Annotated in this window: 20 protein-coding genes; 6 read left to right on the plus strand and 14 right to left on the minus strand. The window is 61.9% G+C overall.

Features of this window, described 5'->3' with window-relative positions; genetic code table 11:
* Nucleotides 1-175: 175 nt before the first annotated feature.
* Nucleotides 176-490, plus strand: a complete 315-nt coding sequence (sugE, locus tag AB8A27_RS12665) for a quaternary ammonium compound efflux SMR transporter SugE (RefSeq protein WP_093758260.1) — start codon at nt 176-178, stop codon at nt 488-490.
* 6 nt (nt 491-496) lie between these two features.
* On the opposite strand, the gene AB8A27_RS12670 is transcribed toward sugE, so the two are convergent.
* The 9 genes from AB8A27_RS12670 to AB8A27_RS12710 all read right to left on the minus strand — a co-directional run bounded on the left by AB8A27_RS12670 (nt 497) and on the right by AB8A27_RS12710 (nt 9,085).
* On the minus strand, nt 497-1,513 hold the full coding sequence (locus AB8A27_RS12670) for an inorganic phosphate transporter (RefSeq protein WP_092144100.1): 1,017 nt from the start codon (nt 1,511-1,513) through the stop codon (nt 497-499).
* Between the two features lie 14 nt (nt 1,514-1,527).
* Nucleotides 1,528-2,172, minus strand: a complete 645-nt coding sequence (locus tag AB8A27_RS12675) for a DUF47 domain-containing protein (protein ID WP_441242210.1) — start codon at nt 2,170-2,172, stop codon at nt 1,528-1,530.
* 273 nt (nt 2,173-2,445) lie between these two features.
* Nucleotides 2,446-3,123, minus strand: a complete 678-nt coding sequence (locus AB8A27_RS12680; RefSeq protein ID WP_441242211.1) for a class I SAM-dependent methyltransferase — start codon at nt 3,121-3,123, stop codon at nt 2,446-2,448.
* A 4-nt stretch (nt 3,124-3,127) separates the two neighbouring features.
* Nucleotides 3,128-4,096 (minus strand): branched-chain amino acid ABC transporter permease, encoded by a 969-nt coding sequence (locus AB8A27_RS12685; RefSeq protein ID WP_441242212.1) that lies wholly within the window; start codon nt 4,094-4,096, stop codon nt 3,128-3,130.
* Nucleotide 4,097: 1 nt separating this feature from the next.
* Entirely contained in the window at nt 4,098-4,973 is an 876-nt protein-coding gene (locus tag AB8A27_RS12690; protein ID WP_092144104.1) for a branched-chain amino acid ABC transporter permease, read from the minus strand.
* A gap of 66 nt (nt 4,974-5,039) precedes the next feature.
* Nucleotides 5,040-6,260 (minus strand): ABC transporter substrate-binding protein, encoded by a 1,221-nt coding sequence (locus tag AB8A27_RS12695; protein ID WP_441242213.1) that lies wholly within the window; start codon nt 6,258-6,260, stop codon nt 5,040-5,042.
* A 37-nt stretch (nt 6,261-6,297) separates the two neighbouring features.
* Nucleotides 6,298-7,521 (minus strand): ABC transporter substrate-binding protein, encoded by a 1,224-nt coding sequence (locus tag AB8A27_RS12700; protein ID WP_441242214.1) that lies wholly within the window; start codon nt 7,519-7,521, stop codon nt 6,298-6,300.
* Nucleotides 7,522-7,590: 69 nt separating this feature from the next.
* Entirely contained in the window at nt 7,591-8,337 is a 747-nt protein-coding gene (locus AB8A27_RS12705) for an ABC transporter ATP-binding protein (RefSeq protein WP_441242215.1), read from the minus strand.
* Complete coding sequence (locus AB8A27_RS12710; protein ID WP_092144112.1) at nt 8,330-9,085, minus strand: ABC transporter ATP-binding protein; 756 nt, start codon at nt 9,083-9,085, stop codon at nt 8,330-8,332. The genes AB8A27_RS12705 and AB8A27_RS12710 overlap by 8 nt, the downstream gene beginning before the upstream one ends.
* A gap of 404 nt (nt 9,086-9,489) precedes the next feature.
* Between AB8A27_RS12710 and AB8A27_RS12715 the strand changes: the two genes are divergently transcribed.
* A complete protein-coding gene (locus AB8A27_RS12715) occupies nt 9,490-10,092 on the plus strand; it encodes a hypothetical protein (RefSeq protein WP_441242216.1) in 603 nt (200 codons plus the stop codon).
* Nucleotides 10,093-10,095: 3 nt separating this feature from the next.
* Here the strand turns inward: AB8A27_RS12715 and AB8A27_RS12720 are convergent, their stop codons facing one another.
* A complete protein-coding gene (locus AB8A27_RS12720; RefSeq protein ID WP_441242217.1) occupies nt 10,096-10,443 on the minus strand; it encodes an ArsC family reductase in 348 nt (115 codons plus the stop codon).
* Between the two features lie 143 nt (nt 10,444-10,586).
* Nucleotides 10,587-11,162, minus strand: coding sequence for a DUF308 domain-containing protein (locus tag AB8A27_RS12725; RefSeq protein WP_441242218.1), 576 nt, complete (start codon nt 11,160-11,162; stop codon nt 10,587-10,589).
* A 180-nt stretch (nt 11,163-11,342) separates the two neighbouring features.
* On the opposite strand from AB8A27_RS12725, the gene AB8A27_RS12730 reads away from it, so the two are divergent.
* The 3 genes from AB8A27_RS12730 (at nt 11,343) to AB8A27_RS12740 (ending at nt 12,603) form a co-directional block, all read left to right on the plus strand.
* Nucleotides 11,343-11,816, plus strand: a complete 474-nt coding sequence (locus tag AB8A27_RS12730; RefSeq protein WP_441242219.1) for a MarR family winged helix-turn-helix transcriptional regulator — start codon at nt 11,343-11,345, stop codon at nt 11,814-11,816.
* Nucleotides 11,817-11,888: 72 nt separating this feature from the next.
* A complete protein-coding gene (locus tag AB8A27_RS12735; RefSeq protein ID WP_441242220.1) occupies nt 11,889-12,047 on the plus strand; it encodes a DUF5993 family protein in 159 nt (52 codons plus the stop codon).
* Nucleotides 12,048-12,054: 7 nt separating this feature from the next.
* On the plus strand, nt 12,055-12,603 hold the full coding sequence (locus tag AB8A27_RS12740) for a disulfide bond formation protein B (RefSeq protein WP_441242221.1): 549 nt from the start codon (nt 12,055-12,057) through the stop codon (nt 12,601-12,603).
* Between the two features lie 26 nt (nt 12,604-12,629).
* Here AB8A27_RS12740 and AB8A27_RS12745 read toward each other — a convergent pair whose 3' ends face one another.
* Complete coding sequence (locus AB8A27_RS12745; protein ID WP_441242222.1) at nt 12,630-14,207, minus strand: ABC-F family ATP-binding cassette domain-containing protein; 1,578 nt, start codon at nt 14,205-14,207, stop codon at nt 12,630-12,632.
* A 162-nt stretch (nt 14,208-14,369) separates the two neighbouring features.
* Here AB8A27_RS12745 and AB8A27_RS12750 point away from each other — a divergent pair, with 162 nt between their 5' ends.
* The gene (locus AB8A27_RS12750) at nt 14,370-15,032 is read left to right on the plus strand and encodes an HD domain-containing protein (protein ID WP_441242223.1); all 663 of its coding nucleotides are present in this window, start codon (nt 14,370-14,372) and stop codon (nt 15,030-15,032) included.
* A 9-nt stretch (nt 15,033-15,041) separates the two neighbouring features.
* On the opposite strand, the gene AB8A27_RS12755 is transcribed toward AB8A27_RS12750, so the two are convergent.
* Nucleotides 15,042-15,548 (minus strand): cytochrome P460 family protein, encoded by a 507-nt coding sequence (locus tag AB8A27_RS12755; RefSeq protein WP_441242224.1) that lies wholly within the window; start codon nt 15,546-15,548, stop codon nt 15,042-15,044.
* A gap of 12 nt (nt 15,549-15,560) precedes the next feature.
* Nucleotides 15,561-16,628: an alpha/beta fold hydrolase gene (locus AB8A27_RS12760; protein ID WP_441242225.1), complete on the minus strand. Its 1,068-nt coding sequence runs from the start codon at nt 16,626-16,628 to the stop codon at nt 15,561-15,563.
* Nucleotides 16,629-16,815 lie beyond the last annotated feature (187 nt).

A 16,815-nucleotide genomic window follows, 5' to 3' on the forward strand; every position in this document is an offset into this window, starting at 1 on the left:
AAACGGGCGCAATCAAGGGATTTGCGAGGGATTCGGGCGGGATTCGCCTGATTATGGCGACCATCGGCCGCGTTGCGATCCGGCTGCGCCGCCTCCATATACCCCCTGCGAGGACGACCTCCAAATCATCATCACGAGCAGGGACGGCCCTGTACTTTCATCAGGAGGCCGTTCCATGGCTTGGTTATTGCTGTTCGTCGCGGGTTTGCTCGAAGTCGGCTGGGCTGTCGGGTTGAAATATACCGAAGGCTTCACCCGCCTCGTCCCCTCCGTCCTGACCCTCATCAGCATGACCGCGTCCGTCGGCATGCTCGCCCTCGCCCTCAAGGAACTGCCGATGGGAACCGCCTATGCGGTGTGGACCGGCATCGGCGCGGTCGGCACCGCAGCGCTGGGCATGTACTTGTTCGGCGACCCCGCCACTGTCGCGCGGATCACCTGCATAGGGCTGATCGTGGCGGGCATTGCCGGGCTGAAGCTGGTCTCGTGACCTGCGTCAGATGAAGCTCAGATGCAGCAGCTTCACGATCCAGTACGTCGCGGCGGCAACCACCGCCGCGGCCGGGATCGTGATCACCCAGGCATAGACGATCGAACTCGCCACGTTCCACCGCACCGCTGAGACACGACGCGCCGCACCGACGCCGACGATCGCGCCGGTGATGGTGTGGGTCGTGGAGACTGGCACGCCCAGAAATGTCGCTGCGAATAGCGTCGCCGCGCCGCCGGTTTCGGCGCAGAAGCCCTGCATCGGCGTGAGTTTGGTGATCCGAAGCCCCATGGTGCGGACGATGCGCCACCCGCCCATCAGCGTGCCCAGCGCCATCGCCGCCTGACATGACAGCACGACCCAGAACGGCACCGAGAATTCCGTGCCGAGATGGCCTTGCGAATACAGCAGCACCGCGATGATGCCCATGGTCTTCTGCGCATCATTGCCGCCATGGCCGAGCGAATAGAGCGAGGCCGAAACGAATTGCAGGATGCGGAAGGCGCGGTCCACGGCGAAGGGGGTCGAGCGCACCGAGGCCCATGACACGATGGCCACCAGCACTAGCGCCAGCAGGAAACCCACCAGCGGCGACAGCACGATGGCCAGCAGCGCCTTGGACAGTCCGGTCCAAAGCGCCGCAGAGATCCCCGCCTTGGCGACACCTGCCCCGAGCAAGCCGCCGATCAACGCATGCGACGAGCTCGAGGGAATGCCGAGGCCCCAAGTGATCACGTTCCAGACGATGGCGCCCATCAGAGCCGCAAAGATCACCGCGGGATCGATGACGCTGGGCTCGATGATCCCGGTGCCGATGGTGTTCGCCACATGCAGGCCGAACACCAGGAAGGCGATGAAGTTGAAGAATGCCGCCCAGAACACCGCATATTGCGGCCGCAGCACGCGCGTCGAGACGATCGTCGCGATCGAGTTGGCGGCGTCATGCAAGCCGTTGAGAAAGTCGAACAGCAGTGCGATGGCGATGAGGCCGATCAGCACCGGAAAGGCGAGCGTGGCGTCCACCTGATGGCCCTGCCTTATACTTGTTCGATGACGATGCTGTTGATCTCGTTCGCGACGTCGTCAAAGCGGTCGGCCACCTTTTCAAGATGCTTGTAGATCTCGGCGCCGACCACGAAGTCCATGGTGTTGGCGTCGCGATGCTTGAGGTAGAGTTCCTTGAGACCGATGTCGTGCAGATCGTCGACGCGGCCCTCGAGCTTGCCGACCTCTTCCGTGATCGCGGTGAGCAGACCGACATTGTCGCCGATGGCGCTCATCAGCGGTACGGCGCGACCGACAAGATTGGCGCACTCCACCAGCAGCGTGCCGATCTCGCGCATCGGCGGCTCGAACTGGCGCACCTCGAACAGCATCACAGCTTTCGCGGTCTGCTGCATCTGATCGATGGAATCATCCATCGCCGTGATGAGGTTCTTGATGTCGACGCGGTCGAAGGGCGTGATGAAGGTGCGGCGGACGGCGGTCAGCACCTCGCGGGTGATGGCGTCAGCGTCGTTCTCGAACTGGTTGACGCGCTGGCAGTAGACCGGCGTCTCGTCGCCGCCTTCCAGCATCCCTGACAGCGCCTTGGCCCCCTCGACCACCGTCACGGAATGGCGAGCGAACAGGTCGAAAAACCTCTCCTCCCGTGGCAGAAAGGAGCGGAACCAGCGCAGCATCATCACATCCAACTGTCAGGAAAACGCGGCGACCGGACCGCCAGAGGCGGACATGGTCTCGCGGGGCCACGGCAAAGGCCCTGTGTCACACGGGCGTCATAAAGCATTTCCGGCCAAGGCAGGCAATCGCGCACCTTTTAGGCGCGATCATCCACCAGTTTATGACGTCCTGCTTTTCTTGAGGCAGTGCCTGGATTTAGAGCGAGCGCTTGAAGTAATGCGCGATTCGCCAATAACGCCGCGACGGAAAGTCGACCCAACCCGTTGACGGCGCTACGCCTTGTAGGCGATCCAGCCCCTGAACGTGAACCCCGCATAGAACAGGGCGACGTCGACGAAGCCCGCATCCCGCAGCAAGGCTTCGTCCTGTTCCGGCGACAGCAGCGGCAAGCGTTCGCCGATCGCCGAGATCGCATTCTCCGCATTGGCGGCCGGTACGCCGGATGCCGCCGCAAAAGCTGCGTAACGGGACAGCCATCTGGCTTTCTCCCCGCCGTGCTGCGGAAAGCTGTGGTGGGCGACGACGAAGGGAGCGCCGGGTTCGAGCCGCCGGTGCACCTCGGCCAGCGTGCGACGACGTTCCTCCTCCGGAATGAAATGCAGGGTCAGGATGCACGTCGCCGCATCGAATGGCCCCTCAGGCGCGCTGTCGATATAACCTTCGTGGAGGTCGACGCGCGATGCGAGCGGACCCAGCGTGCGTCCCGCCAATCCGAGCATCTCGGCCGACGGATCGACGCCGCAAAAGCGCCATCCGGGCTGCGTCTCGGCGAATGCCTTCAGCTCCAGCCCGCCGCCCGCGCCAAGCACGAGCACATGGCCATCGTCCGGCGTTCGTTCCGCGAGGAGAATACCCGCCATCCGCTGCAGGCCGAGGAAGCCCGGCACTTGCCGCACCGGGCCTTCCGCATAGCGGGCCACCGCCTCCGGATCGGAGAAGTGGGACGCCAACGAACTACAGCGACCGCTTGAAGTAATGCGCGATTTCGCCAATGACGCCGCGGCGGAAGGTCAGCACGCAGACCACGAAGATCACGCCCTGGATCACCGTCACCCACTGGCCGAAACCGGCGAGATATTGCTGCATGGCGATGATCACGAAGGCGCCGACCACCGGCCCGAACAGCGTGCCGAGACCGCCGACCAGCGTGATCAGCACGATTTCACCGGACATCGTCCAGTGCACGTCGGTGAGCGAGGCGTTCTGCGCCACAAACACTTTCAGGGCGCCGGCGAAGCCCGCCAGCGTGCCCGACAGGATATAGGCCAGCAACTTGTACTGGTCGGTCTTGTAGCCGAGCGATACCGCGCGCGGCTCGTTCTCGCGGATTGCCTTCAGCACCTCGCCGAACGGCGAGTTGATGGCGCGATAGATGATCAGGAAGCCGAGCAGGAAGCCGGCCAGGATCACGTAATACAGCGTGATCGGCTTCGACAGGTTGAACAGGCCGAACAGGATGCCCTGCGGAATGCCCTGGATGCCGTCTTCACCATGGGTGAACGGCGTCTGCAGATAGACAAAGAACAGCAGCTGCGACAGCGCCAGCGTGATCATCGCGAAGTAGATGCCCTGGCGACGGATGGCGATCAGACCCGTAACAACGCTGAGCGCCGCGGCCGCGACGACACCGATGACGATGCCGAGCTCGGGCGTCACCCCCCACACTTTCAGCGCATGGGCGGTGCAGTAGCCGGCGGTGCCCAGGAACATCGCGTGGCCGAAGGACAGCAGACCGCCATAACCGATCAGGAGATTGAAGGCGCAGGCAAGCAACGCAAAGCACAGCGCCTGCATCACGAAGAACGGGTAAACGCCGGTCAGCGGCACGACCAGCAACAGTGCGGTCATGATCGCGAAGGCGACCATCTCGTCTTTCACGGTGCGACGCGGGGCGGGAATCGAATTTTCGGTGATCGTTGTCATATCAGGCAGCCCGTCCCGTCAGTCCGGATGGTTTCACGAGGAGCACCAGCACCATCAGCACGAAAACGACGGTGTTGGAGGCCTCGGGGTAAAAATACTTGGTGAGACCCTCGATGATGCCGAGGGTGAAACCGGTGATGATGGAGCCCATGATCGACCCCATGCCGCCGATCACGACGACGGCGAACACGACGATGATGAGGTCGGCGCCCATCAGCGGGCGAACCTGGTTGATCGGCGCCGACAGCACGCCGGCGAGAGCTGCAAGGCCGACACCGAGACCGTAGGTCAGCGTGATCATCAGCGGCACGTTGATGCCGAAGGCGCGAACCAGCGTGGGATTTTCAGTCGCCGCACGCAGATAGGCGCCGAGCCGCGTGCGCTCGATCAGGAACCAGGTGGCGAGACACACCACAAGCGAGAAGATGACGACCCAGCCGCGATAGATCGGCAGGAACATGAAGCCGAGATTCATGCCGCCCTTGAGCGCATCCGGAATGGCGTAAGGCAGGCCTGACGAGCCGAAGTAGTTCTGGAACACGCCCTGGATGATCAGCGCCAGACCGAAGGTCAGCAGAAGGCCGTAGAGATGGTCGAGATTGGCGATCCATTTCAGCATGGTGCGTTCCATCACCATGCCGAATAGGCCGACCGCCAGCGGCGCCAGGATCAGCGCCGGCCAATAGCCGATGCCAGCCAGATTGAGCAGGAAGTAAGCCGCGAACGCGCCCATCATATAGACGGCGCCATGGGCGAAATTGATGATGTTCAGCATGCCGAAGATCACGGCGAGGCCGAGACTTAACAGCGCATAGAACGAGCCGTTGATGAGTCCGACCAGCAATTGCGCAGACAGGGCCTGTAGATTGATCGACATGTTGTTCTCAACTTTTATCGCAGGAAAGTCTTGGCCCGGCAGTATGACACCGCCGGGCCAACGATCTTATTTCTTCAGCAGCGCACAGGTGCTCTTCTCGATCGGTGTAAAGGCCTGATCGGCTGGCACTGTACCGGCAAGCTTGTAGAAATCCCACGGCGCCTTCGATTCCGACGGCTTCTTCACTTCGAACAGATAGCCCGGGTGAATCTTGCGGCCATTGGCTTCGATCTTGCCCTGCCCGAACAGCGGATCGTCGGTCGGCAATTCCTTCATCTTGGCAACGATCTTCGCGCCATCATGCGGATTGCTGCCGAGCGCTTCCAGCGCCTTGAAGTAGTGGATCAGGCCGGCATATACGCCCGCCTGTACCATCGACGGCGGAGCGCCGTTCTTCATGCGCGCCGCGAACTTCTTGGAGAATTCGCGGGTCTTGTCGTTCAGGTCCCAATAGAACGTTTCGGTGAAGCTGAGGCCCTGCGCGGTTTCGAGACCGATCGCCTTGACGTCCGTGATGAACAGCAGCAATGCCGCGAGCTTCTGACCGCCCTTGGAGATGCCGAATTCAGCCGCCTGCTTGATCGAGTTGGTGGTGTCGCCGCCGGCATTGGCGAGGCCGATGACCTTGGCCTTCGACGACTGCGCCTGCAGCAGGAAGGAGGAGAAGTCCGCGGTGTTGAGCGGATGCTTGACGCCGCCGACCACCTTGCCGCCACTGGCCTTGACGACCTCGGTCGTATCACGCTCGAGCGCGGCACCGAAGGCATAGTCGGCCGTGAGGAAGAACCAGCTGTCGCCGCCGGCCTTCACCATCGCCTGCCCGGTCGAATGGGCAAGCATGTAGGTGTCGTAGGTCCAGTGCACGGTGTTCGGCGAACACTGTGCATTGGTGAGATCCGACGTCGCAGCGCCCGAATTGATGTAGACGCCGTTCTTCTCCTTGACGATGTTGTTCACCGCCAGCGCCACGCCGGAATTCGGCACGTCGACGATGGTGTCGACCTTGTCGACGTCGAACCACTGCCGCGCGATGTTGGAGCCGATGTCCGGCTTGTTCTGGTGATCGCCGGAGATGATGTCGATCTTCCAGCCCTTGGCCATCAGACCGGAGTCCTCCGCCGCCATCTGCGCAGCCAGGGTCGAGCCCGGGCCGCCGAGATCGGCATAGAGACCGGACTGATCGCTGAGTGCGCCGATCTTGACAGTCTTGTCCTGCGCCATGGCGATGCCCGCCATGGCCAGCGAAAGCGCCGTGCCGAGAAGTGCGGTTGAAATCTTGTTTTTCATGACTTCCTCTCAATGATTTGGACGACGGGCTTCTAAATTAGGTCTTCTTCAAAAGCGGACAAGCGCTCTTGTCGAGCGGCGTGAAGGCCTGATCGGCAGGGATCGTCGCCACGAGCTTGTAGTAGTCCCAGGGCCCCTTCGACTCCTCGGGCTTCTTCACCTCGAACAGATAGGCCGGATGCAGCTTGCGGCCGTTCGGCTGGATCGTGCCCTTGCCGAAGATGATGTCGTCGGTCGGGGTCGCCTTCATCTTGTCGACGATCTTCAACCCGTCATGGGAGTTGCCGCCCATCGCATCCAACGTCTTGAAGTAATGGATCAGCGACGAATAGACACCGGCCTGAACGGTGGTGGGCATCGCCTTGTTCTTCATGCGCTCCTGGAAGCGCTTGGAGAACGACCGCGTGCCGTCATTGAGATCCCAGTAGAAGGTCTCGGTGAAGCTCAGCCCCTGCGCAACCGGCAGGCCCAAGGCATGGACATCCGAAATGAACATCAGCAGGCCGGCAAGCTTCTGACCACCCTTGATAATACCGAATTCGGAGGCCTGCTTGATCGAGTTGATGGTGTCGCCGCCGGCATTCGCCAGGCCGATCACCTTCGCCTTGGAAGTCTGAGCCTGCAGCAGGAATGACGAGAAGTCGGCGGTATTCAGCGGCGGGCGCACGCTGCCCAGCACCTTGCCGCCCATGGCGGTCACGGCGTTGGTGGTGTCGCGCTCGAGCGCCGTGCCGAAAGCATAATCTGCGGTCAGGAAGAACCAGGTATCGCCGCCGCTCTTGACCATCGCCGAGCCGGTGCCATTGGCGAGCTGATAGGTGTCATAGGCCCAGTGGATGGTGTTGGGCGAACACTGTGCGTTGGAGAGATCGGACGTACCCGAGCCGGAATTCAGATAGACGCCGTTCTTTTCCTTGACGACGTTGTTGACGGCGAGACCGACGGAGGATGTCGGCACGTCGACGATCACGTCGACCTTGTCGCGGTCGAACCACTGGCGCGCAATGTTGACGCCGATATCCGGCTTGTTCTGGTGGTCACCGACCACGACGTCGATCTTCCATCCTTTGGCGGCAAGGCCGGAATCCTCAACGGCCATCTGCGCGGCCAGCGTCGAACCGACACCGGTCACGTCGGCATAAAGACCCGACTGGTCGTTCAGCACGCCGATCTTGGCGGTCTTGTCCTGGGCGAACGCAAGCGAGCTTGCGCTCATCATCAGTGCGAAACCCAGCAGCGACGTCGAAACGGCTTTTTTCATTCTGTGCTCCCTACCCGTATTGATGGTTGTGTCTATCGTCGGACCGTTGGCTCGGTCCGTTATTCGATATTAGACGCCGAGATACGTATGCAGCTTGTCCATATTCGCCGAGAGCTCGGAATTGGCGAAGCCATCGATGATCTTGCCGTGCTCGACGATGTAGTAGCGATCCGCCACTGTCGCCGCGAAACGGAAGTTCTGTTCGACCAGCAGGATGGTGAAGCCCTCCGACTTCAACCGCGCGATGGTGTGGCCGATCTGCTGGATGATGACGGGCGCCAGGCCCTCGGTCGGCTCGTCCAGCATCAGGAAGCGCGCGCCGGTACGCAGGATGCGGCCGATTGCCAGCATCTGCTGCTCACCGCCGGAGAGCTTTGTCCCCTGGCTGTTGAGACGCTCTTTCAAGTTTGGAAACAGCTCGAAGATCTGATCCAGCGACAACCCGCCGGGCCGGATCGTCGGCGGCAGCATCAGGTTCTCTTTCACGTCAAGGCTCGAGAAGATGCCGCGTTCTTCCGGACAGAATGCGATGCCCTGCTTCGCGATCTTGTCCGACGAGGTCTTGATGATCTCGTTGCCTTCGAACTTCACCGAACCGGTGCGCTTGCCGATGATGCCCATGATGGACTTCAGCGTCGTGGTCTTGCCGGCGCCGTTGCGACCGAGCAGCGTGACGACTTCGCCCGGCTTCACATCGAAATTGATACCGTGAAGGATGTGCGACTCGCCGTACCAGGCTTCGAGATTCTCGACGGTGAGAATGGGATTGCCTGTCGCTGCAGTCTTTGCCGGTGCGGCCATTGTGATCTCAGCCATGCCCGGCTCCCAGATAAGCTTCCTTGACGCGCTCGTCCTTGGTCAGATCGGCGTAGCTGCCTTCCGCAAGAACCCTTCCACGAGTCAGAACGGTAATGATGTCCGACAGGTTGGACACGACGCTGAGGTTATGTTCGACCATCAGGATGGTATACTTCGCCGAAATGCGCTTGATCAGCGCGGCGATCTTGTCGATGTCCTCATGGCCCATGCCGGCCATCGGTTCATCGAGCAGCATCATCTCGGGGTCGAGCGCCAGCGTGGTGGCGATCTCCAGCGCGCGCTTGCGGCCATAGGGCATTTCCACGGCGGGCGTATTTGCGAATTCGCTGAGGCCGACGTCGTCGAGGAGCTCGGCGGCGCGTTGATTGTACTGATCCAGAACACTCTTGGAGCGCCAGAAGTCGAATGACGACCCATGCTGACGCTGCAGTGCAACACGGACATTTTCCAGCGCCGTCAGATGCGGAAACACCGCGGAGATCTGGAACGAGCGTACAAGGCCAAGGCGCGCCACGTCGGCAGGCGCCGTCGCGGTGATGTCCTTGCCCTTGTAGAAAATCTGGCCGGCGGACGGCTGCATGAACTTGGTCAGCAGATTGAAACACGTGGTCTTGCCGGCGCCGTTAGGGCCGATCAATGCGTGAATAGTACCGCGGCGAATTTTGAGACTGACATCGCGGACTGCGAAAAAGCCCGCAAATTCCTTGGTCAATCCGTTGGTTTCGAGAATGAACTCATCGGTCAAGCAAATTTCCCCCATCGACCTTCCCAGCGCGTGTCTTCGCCAGTGGCCAACTTTTTGCGCAGCCGCATTTCAGGGAAAACTGGAAGTCATCCCCGCGCGGCCACATCGAGTGGCGCGAATATGCCGTCAACGCGACGGCGAACGCAAGGTGCAATGCGGCAGAATTGGGTGGACCGCCTGTCGCACCGACTTCGCCCTTAGTCGTAGGCAGTTAGCTCCCTGCGCATGCAGAAAGCAGAGTCCGCCTGCGATCGGTCTATCGCGCAGAACGCGCCACCTGTTTGCGCCGCAAGGAGGTTTGAAAATCGCTCGTTAATTGTATTGCGAGGCGACTTCCCGCGTTCATTGATTATTTGCTCGCTGTACTCATACTCCCCTTGATCAATATCAGGGGGATCGTTGCCGTGGACTTCCAGAGCGCCGACGCGTCCGTGGTGAAGTCCATTCGGCAGCGCGATCTGCTGAACTGCTGGCTGCGGCTCTATGCGCCGCAACAGGCCCTGCCCGACATCGCCAACTATCGCCCGGACCGGATGGACGAGGAACGTCCCGATCTCGTCGACTACATCGTCGATCACAGCACGGCACCGCCACGGCTCATCATCGATAGCAATGGCACCCGCATGGCGAGCGCCTATGGTACCACCGGCAAGGGCCGCTATCTCGACGACTATCTCGGCCCGATCCTCGGTCCTGTTGTGCTGCCGGCCTATCATGAATGTATCGCGCGCGAACTGCCGACCTACACCGTCTCGATGATCGACGATGTCAACGGTCGTGTTGTCGCCTATGAGCGAATGCTGATGCCGTTCTCGTCAGGTGACGGCGTCACGCACATCATCGCATCGCTCAAAACCATCAGCGAGGATGGTGGCTTCGAAATCAAAAACCTGATGCGCGGCCATCACAGCGTGCCGGTACCGAAACTCCGTGCCGTGATCGATCGCAGCCTGTCCTATCGTGCGCCTCATCGGCTCGCGGCCGCCGACGTCGTCGAAATCGACTGATCGCTATTTCACGTCTTTTGCATAAATCTCTGGCTTGAAGCCGACCACGAGCTTGCCGCCAAGATCGAGCACAGGCCGCTTGATCATCGAGGGCTGTTCCAGCATCAGCGCGATCGCTTTGGCCTCCGTGAGACCTTCCTTCGCAGAGTCATCAAGCTTGCGGAACGTAGTGCCGGCGCGATTGAGCAGCGTCTCCCAGCCGACCTCCTTGGCCCAGCGCTGCAGCCGCGCCTTGTCGATGCCCTCGGCCTTGTAGTCATGGAAACTGTAGGCGACGCCATGGCTGTCGAGCCAGACGCGCGCCTTCTTCATCGTGTCGCAATTTTTGATGCCGTAGATGGTGATGGCCATGAGATGTCGCCCGTGCCTGCCAGAAGTGATCGCCGTTCTGACCTGACTAACAGATCAGGCAGCGGCGGCTGACAGCAAATCCGCGATCATCCACAGAGGCCACCGATGATGCTGGCCAGCATCATCGGCTTGTCCTCCAGATCTCAGGCCGTGCGCCTGCGGTTCGAGAAGATCAGCCACAGCGCCGACACCAGGAAATAGAAGGCGCCGAAGCCCGCATAAGGCGCAATATCCAGGATCGTCGGCACAGTGGCACCGCCGGCACTATGCACAAACACCGCCCCGGCCAGAGTCGACTGCGCTCCACTCAGGATCATCGCCCATTGCGCGCCAAATTTGCGCCAGCGGCGAATGCCGGTGACGAGTTGCGCCAGACCTGCCAGCGCAGCCCATACGCCGAATACGGCGAGCACAGCGTTCATCCCTGACCGCAAAGCAACGGCGACAGCCAGCGCAGCAACAAGGCTGACGACGACATTCAGTGCCTGTGACGGATTGGCCAGAAGGCCGCCGCTGCCATTGGCGTCGAACCAGTTCGCAAGGGCATCCCAGGCGGGATAGCTGACGAGCAGCACAGCCGCCACTGCCGGATTCGAGGTGCCGACCGCGACGGCGGCCACCACCCAGCCCACCGCCACGATGCCGCGGGTGAGGTAATAACGTGCGAGATCTCCGGCTGCCACGGCCTGCAGACTGGCGGTTCCCTGTGAGATGGTCATGTTGGTCTCCATCGAAGTTGGGACCGGGCACCCTCAACCGGCATGGCGAATGAACCTCGGCCGCATTACATATTGCAATAACTAATATCGCGATATGCTTATCTGGCCAGATCACCTACCTTGTCCAGAATTATTTATCGCGATATACATTATTGTGATATTGACGTGAGGAGAATTGCCGTGGTGCCTGCCGACATTCCGCTGGATCACCAGCTCTGTTTTTCGCTCTACAGCGCCAGCATGGCCATCGGCCGCGCCTACAAGCCGCTGCTCGACGCCCTCGAGATCACCTACCCCCAATATCTCGTGCTGAGCACATTGTGGGAGGGCGGCGCACAGAGCGTTGGCAGCATAGCCGACCGGCTGGCGCTGGAATCGAGCACGGTCACGCCGCTGGTGAAGCGGCTCGAACAGGCCGGCTTCGTCGCGCGCAAGCGCAATCCGGAAGATGAGCGGCAGGTTGTCGTCAGCCTCACAGCCAAAGGCACGGGGCTGCGCGAAAAATCCCGCTGCCTTGGCGAGACGTTGTTCGCCGCGGCCGGCATGACGCCAGAGCGGTTGATCGCCCTGAACAGCGAGGTCCATGCCTTTCGCGATGCCGTGGCCAACTACACCGGCAAGACGGGCGCGGCCGCGACGGAGACCGCCGACTGAGGCAGATAACCCACGACAGGTCGCCCACGAATCTGACGTAAGATACCGGACCCATTCAGCGCCGGAGCGACCATGGAATTCACCGCCCTCTTTCTGGCGATCGTCATCACGATGCTTGTTGCATGGTATGGCAGCCGCAGCCTCGCATTCTCTCTGTGTGCCGTTGTGCTGATCGCCTGCGTGGCAACCTTTCTGCACCACGCCACTGACGCGCTGAAACTGTCGTTCTGAGGCTATGATGACGCCCGTTCGCGCTATCGCCCTCAACGTCCTCGCTCTCTACGCCCTCGCGGCGCTGCTTGCCGGCGCCTTTGCTGCACAGCTGCTGCTCGGCGAATTACCCTGCCCGCTATGCCTGTTACAGCGGATCATGTTCGCACTGCTCGCCATAGGCCCGATCCTCAACATTCGCTTCGGCCCGCGTCCCAGCCATTATGCATTGTCACTGCTTGCAGCCGTGGTCGGCGCCATCGTCTCGACGCGGCAGGTGCTGCTGCACATCATGCCCGGCGACGCCGGCTATGGCACGGCGCCGTTTGGCTATCACTATTACACCTGGGCACTGGTCGGATTCATCGCGGCGATCGTTCTGGTGTCGCTGGTGCTGCTGTTCGACCGGCAATTCGAGAAGGACCCCGCCGCTCACCCGACGCCCAGTGTCATCGCGCATGTTGCCGTCTGGCTCGTGATCGGCCTGACGGCCGCGAACGTCGCCTCGACCTTGCTCGAATGCGGCTTCAAGGCCTGCGCGGACGATCCCGTGGTGTATGAGCTGTTGAAGCGATAGCCACCGCGATACTGGATCACCGCCAGCTACAACTGTAGTCGTCGTGTGATCCCGACATTCTCCAGAAACGTCTCGTCGTGGCTGACGATCAGGAGCGCGCCGTCATAGGCACGCAGACCCGCTTCCACGGCCTCGATGGAATCGACATCAAGATGATTGGTCGGCTCATCGAGGATCAGCAACGGCGGCGGCGACACGCCGCCCATGGCGCAGGCGAGACCGGCGCGCAACATCTGCCCTCCGCTCAGCGTGCCAACCATCTGAAGCGCAGCATCGGCGCGAAACATGAATCGCGCCAATGCTGCGCGGCAGGCATTCTCGTCGGCTCGGGGATGAAGCCGTCGAAAGTTATCGCGGATCGTCTGCGACGGATCGAGCAGACTGACCTGTTGATCGAGCATGGCAAAGTCGACCATCATCCGCACCACACCCGCCACAGGCTGGATCGCTCCAGTGATAAGACTTAGCAGCGTTGTCTTGCCGGAGCCGTTGGGACCCGTGACGGCCACACGTTCAGGCCCGGTGATGGAAAACGACAGGTCGCCAATGATCGGCGCCGCCGCTGGATAACAGAAGCTCACGCCATCGAGCTGCAGGACCATCCTTTGGGCCGGAAGCCCGGTTGGCGAAACCGCAACGGACAACGGCTGCAGGACTTCGACCTGCTCCCACGCAGCAGCCAGCGCATCCTCCGCCCGGGACTGCTGACGCTCTGCCAGCCGCGTCTGCTCGCCGCCTGTATCCTCGCTGCGATCCTTCATGCCGCCAAGCGCGATCCGCGGCGCGCCGCCTTTTGCACTTTTGATACGCCCTGCCCGATCCCGGCGCGCTTGACGCTCGGCCATCGCCTGTGCCCGCCGTGCAAGATCATCGATACGCTTTTCCGCATCCGACAGATCGCGTTGCGCAGCTGCAAGCTCGCGCGTCTTGCGGGTGCGATAATGCGTCCAGTTGCCGCCATAGCGCGTGGCACCGAGCGAGGTCAGCTCAACGATGGCATCCATCGTGTCGAGCAATTCACGATCATGGCTGACGACAATGGCTCCCGCACGCCAGCCGGCCAGCAGATCGATGACCGCCCGTCGGCCGTCGCGGTCCAGATTGTTGGTCGGCTCATCCAGCAGCAGAAAATCAGGATCGGCAAAGACGAGCGCGGCCAGCGCGACGCGCGTCCGCTGGCCGCCAGAGAGCACCGACAGCGCAGTATCATGGCTAACGTCGAGTCCAACGCGCCCGAGTGATCTGGCCATCCTGGTTTCAACGTCCCAGTCGGCCAGAGCCAGCTCTTCGGCCGTAGCCGTACCGTCTTCCGCGCGGGCGAGAAGACCCAGCGCTTCGGTGACGCCGAACAGATCGGCGATTGTCTCGCCAGGACGAAGCTGCAGCGCCTGCTGCAACACCGCGAGCCGGCCGTGGACACTCACACCGCCCTGACCAGGTACGAAATCGTCGGACATCACGCGCAACAGCGTGGATTTCCCGACACCGTTACGGCCGACCAGGCCGGTACGCTCGGCGCCAAAACTGAGATTGAGGTTGGTGAAAAGCGAGCGGCCGTCAGGCGTCGCGACAGACAGATCGGATACAGTGATGTGGGCAGGCATGGATAGACTTCTCCCGGGAAACAAAGCGAAGCGGCGTTGTCACCTGGGCGAAATCCATCGAAGCACACATCCTATTGAAATGACGATCGCGGCTCACTAATCGCCAACTGCGGCGCGCTTGTGGCGTTGGCAAAATCGCCCGGTCCCTCTAACAACGACACCATGACCGAGATCATCGCTATCGCCGCCGCCTTCGCTCCGTTCGAAACGCTGGCCTCTTCGCTTCTGCATCACGTCAAGACCGACGACGGCTCGCATGACGTCGCGCATCTGGCGCGTGTCTGGTCCAACGTCCGCGCCATCCAGAAAATCGAGGGTGGCGATCCCGAGATTCTGGCGGCGGCGACGCTGCTTCATGACTGCGTCGCCGTTGAGAAAAGCTCACCGCTCCGCGCCAGTGCCTCGCGCCTCGCCGCCGAACATGCGGTTACCCTTCTGGCGCCGTTCGGCTGGGCGAGCGAGCGGCTCGACCGCATTGCCCATGCCATCGCGGCGCATAGTTTCTCGGCAAAGATCACGCCGGAAACGATCGAAGCGCAAATCCTGCAGGATGCCGATCGCCTGGATGCCATCGGCGCGATCGGCATTGCGCGCTGTTTCTACACGGCCGGGCGGATGCAATCCTACCTGTACGATCCGGAAGACCCGGCAGCACGCCACCGCCCATTCGACGACCGCAATTTTGCGATCGACCATCTGCCGGCGAAACTGCTGACACTCGCGAAAGGCTTCAACACTGCTACTGGAAAACGCATGGCGCAGGAACGCCACGCGCGGACAGAGTCCTTCCTCGCCGCCTTCATTAGCGAGGTCGGCGTCTCGTAAAATGGGCGCTTACGGCGCCCACTTCGTGAACACGTAATCCCGCTCCTTCACGCGCGCCTCGTGGCAGGCAAAGCAGGTCTCGTGCTGCGCCTGATCGACCGGCTTGCCGTCGATGAAGCGGCCGAAGCCCCAGCCGCCAGACGCGGCATACTTCTTCGAATCCTTCACCATCACCTGCACCGTGGTCGCGGCGCCGGGGATAGAGGCGGATTCGAATTCCGGCGACTGGGTGTGCTTCCAGGCCAGCTTCACCAGCACCGTGCCATCGGGGAACGGCAGCTTGCCATCCCGATAGGCTTTGACCGCGATGTCGTTGCCGACCACGGCGCGCAGCTCGTTCAGAGGCTCGGCCTCCTGCGCGGGCGCGATCAGTTCCCATTTGCGATAGCCATCGGGAAGACCGACGCCGTAGATCGGCGACAGGTTGGCGGGATTGGCCGTGGTGGCCGCGAAGGCCGCCGCCACCGCGGATGACAGCACACCTGCCGCGAGACTCGCTGCAAGAATCCATCGCATCGCGGATCTCCCTCAGCGTGCCATCGCATCGGCGTCGATGATGGCCTGGGCGAATTCACGCGGTGCTTCCTGCGGCAGGTTGTGACCGATGCCGCCATTCACCGTGCGATGCTCATACTTGCCGGTGAACTTCTTCGCATAGGCCTTGGGATCGGGATGCGGCGCGCCATTGGCGTCGCCTTCCATGGTGATGGTCGGCACCGCGATCGCCGGCCCCTGCGCCAGCCGCTTCTCCAGTTCGTCATACTTCGCCTCCCCCTGGGCGAGTTCGAGCCGCCAGCGATAGTTGTGGATGGTAATGGCGACGTGATCGGGATTCTCGAACGCCTTGGCCGAGCGGTCATAGGTGGCGTCGTCGAAATTCCACTTCGGCGAGGCCAGCTTCCAGATCAGCTTGGCGAAGTCGTGCCGGTACTTGTCATAGCCGAGCCGGCCACGCTCCGTGGTGAAGTAGAACTGGTACCACCATTCCAGTTCAGCCTTCGGCGGCAGCGGCATGCGGTTGCCCTCCTGGCTGCCGATCAGATAGCCGCTGACGGCGACCAGCGCCTTGACGCGCTCCGGCCAGATCGCAGCGAGAATGTCGGCCGTGCGGCCGCCCCAGTCGTAACCGCCGACCACCGCCTTCTCGATCTTCAACGCGTCCATGAAATTGATGATGTCGGTGGCGAGCGCAGCGGGCTGACCGTTGCGCATCGTCGCATCGGACAGGAAGCGCGTCCCGCCATAGCCGCGCAGATAAGGGATGATGACGCGGTAGCCGGCGGAGGCCAGCAGCGGCGCGACATCCACATAGCTGTAGATGTCATAGGGCCAGCCGTGCAGCAGCAGCACAACGGGGCCGTTGGCCGGGCCGTCCTCGGCATAGGCAACGCTGAGGTCGCCGGCATTGATCTGCTTCAGCGGCTTGAACGACGTATGCGTGCCACGCTTGACGACGGGGAGCTGCTTGCCGGCCTTCGCGGCCTGTGCCGCCGCCGGGCCAATGCCAGCGAACGGCGCTGCTGCCAGGCCCATGATCGCCGCGCCCAGCAGGCTGCGGCGGTTGAGATGCGGGCTGTTGGGATTGTCGTTCGTCATGGTGCGCTCTCCGGGCAATGACGGCTGCGGCCGTCGATGCGCGGACCATGCTCCCGCGCCGGCATCGCCGCTTGAAGAATCCGTTGGTTTTCTCTTCAGAACGCCATGATTTGTCGTTGAGACGGGGTGTGCTAGGGACGGTCCTGCGCACAAGGCCTTGGCGCGACAACGGGAAATGGACCCCTAT

The sequence above is a fragment of the Tardiphaga sp. 768_D3_N2_1 genome (assembly GCF_052076105.1).
Lineage (GTDB): Bacteria > Pseudomonadota > Alphaproteobacteria > Rhizobiales > Xanthobacteraceae > Tardiphaga.

Excerpts from the sequence above, each read along its gene's own strand:
- AB8A27_RS12700 (WP_441242214.1), bottom strand. The coding sequence starts at position 7,521 with ATGAAAAAAGCCGTTTCGACGTCGCTGCTGGGTTTCGCACTGATGATG.
- AB8A27_RS12690 (WP_092144104.1), bottom strand. The coding sequence starts at position 4,973 with ATGTCGATCAATCTACAGGCCCTGTCTGCGCAATTGCTGGTCGGACTC.
- AB8A27_RS12750 (WP_441242223.1), top strand. The coding sequence starts at position 14,370 with ATGACCGAGATCATCGCTATCGCCGCCGCCTTCGCTCCGTTCGAAACG.
- AB8A27_RS12745 (WP_441242222.1), bottom strand. The coding sequence starts at position 14,207 with ATGCCTGCCCACATCACTGTATCCGATCTGTCTGTCGCGACGCCTGAC.
- AB8A27_RS12675 (WP_441242210.1), bottom strand. The coding sequence starts at position 2,172 with ATGCTGCGCTGGTTCCGCTCCTTTCTGCCACGGGAGGAGAGGTTTTTC.
- AB8A27_RS12740 (WP_441242221.1), top strand. The coding sequence starts at position 12,055 with ATGACGCCCGTTCGCGCTATCGCCCTCAACGTCCTCGCTCTCTACGCC.
- AB8A27_RS12720 (WP_441242217.1), bottom strand. The coding sequence starts at position 10,443 with ATGGCCATCACCATCTACGGCATCAAAAATTGCGACACGATGAAGAAG.
- AB8A27_RS12760 (WP_441242225.1), bottom strand. The coding sequence starts at position 16,628 with ATGACGAACGACAATCCCAACAGCCCGCATCTCAACCGCCGCAGCCTG.
- AB8A27_RS12695 (WP_441242213.1), bottom strand. The coding sequence starts at position 6,260 with ATGAAAAACAAGATTTCAACCGCACTTCTCGGCACGGCGCTTTCGCTG.
- AB8A27_RS12735 (WP_441242220.1), top strand. The coding sequence starts at position 11,889 with ATGGAATTCACCGCCCTCTTTCTGGCGATCGTCATCACGATGCTTGTT.
- AB8A27_RS12685 (WP_441242212.1), bottom strand. The coding sequence starts at position 4,096 with ATGACAACGATCACCGAAAATTCGATTCCCGCCCCGCGTCGCACCGTG.
- AB8A27_RS12705 (WP_441242215.1), bottom strand. The coding sequence starts at position 8,337 with ATGGCTGAGATCACAATGGCCGCACCGGCAAAGACTGCAGCGACAGGC.
- AB8A27_RS12755 (WP_441242224.1), bottom strand. The coding sequence starts at position 15,548 with ATGCGATGGATTCTTGCAGCGAGTCTCGCGGCAGGTGTGCTGTCATCC.
- sugE (WP_093758260.1), top strand. The coding sequence starts at position 176 with ATGGCTTGGTTATTGCTGTTCGTCGCGGGTTTGCTCGAAGTCGGCTGG.
- AB8A27_RS12725 (WP_441242218.1), bottom strand. The coding sequence starts at position 11,162 with ATGACCATCTCACAGGGAACCGCCAGTCTGCAGGCCGTGGCAGCCGGA.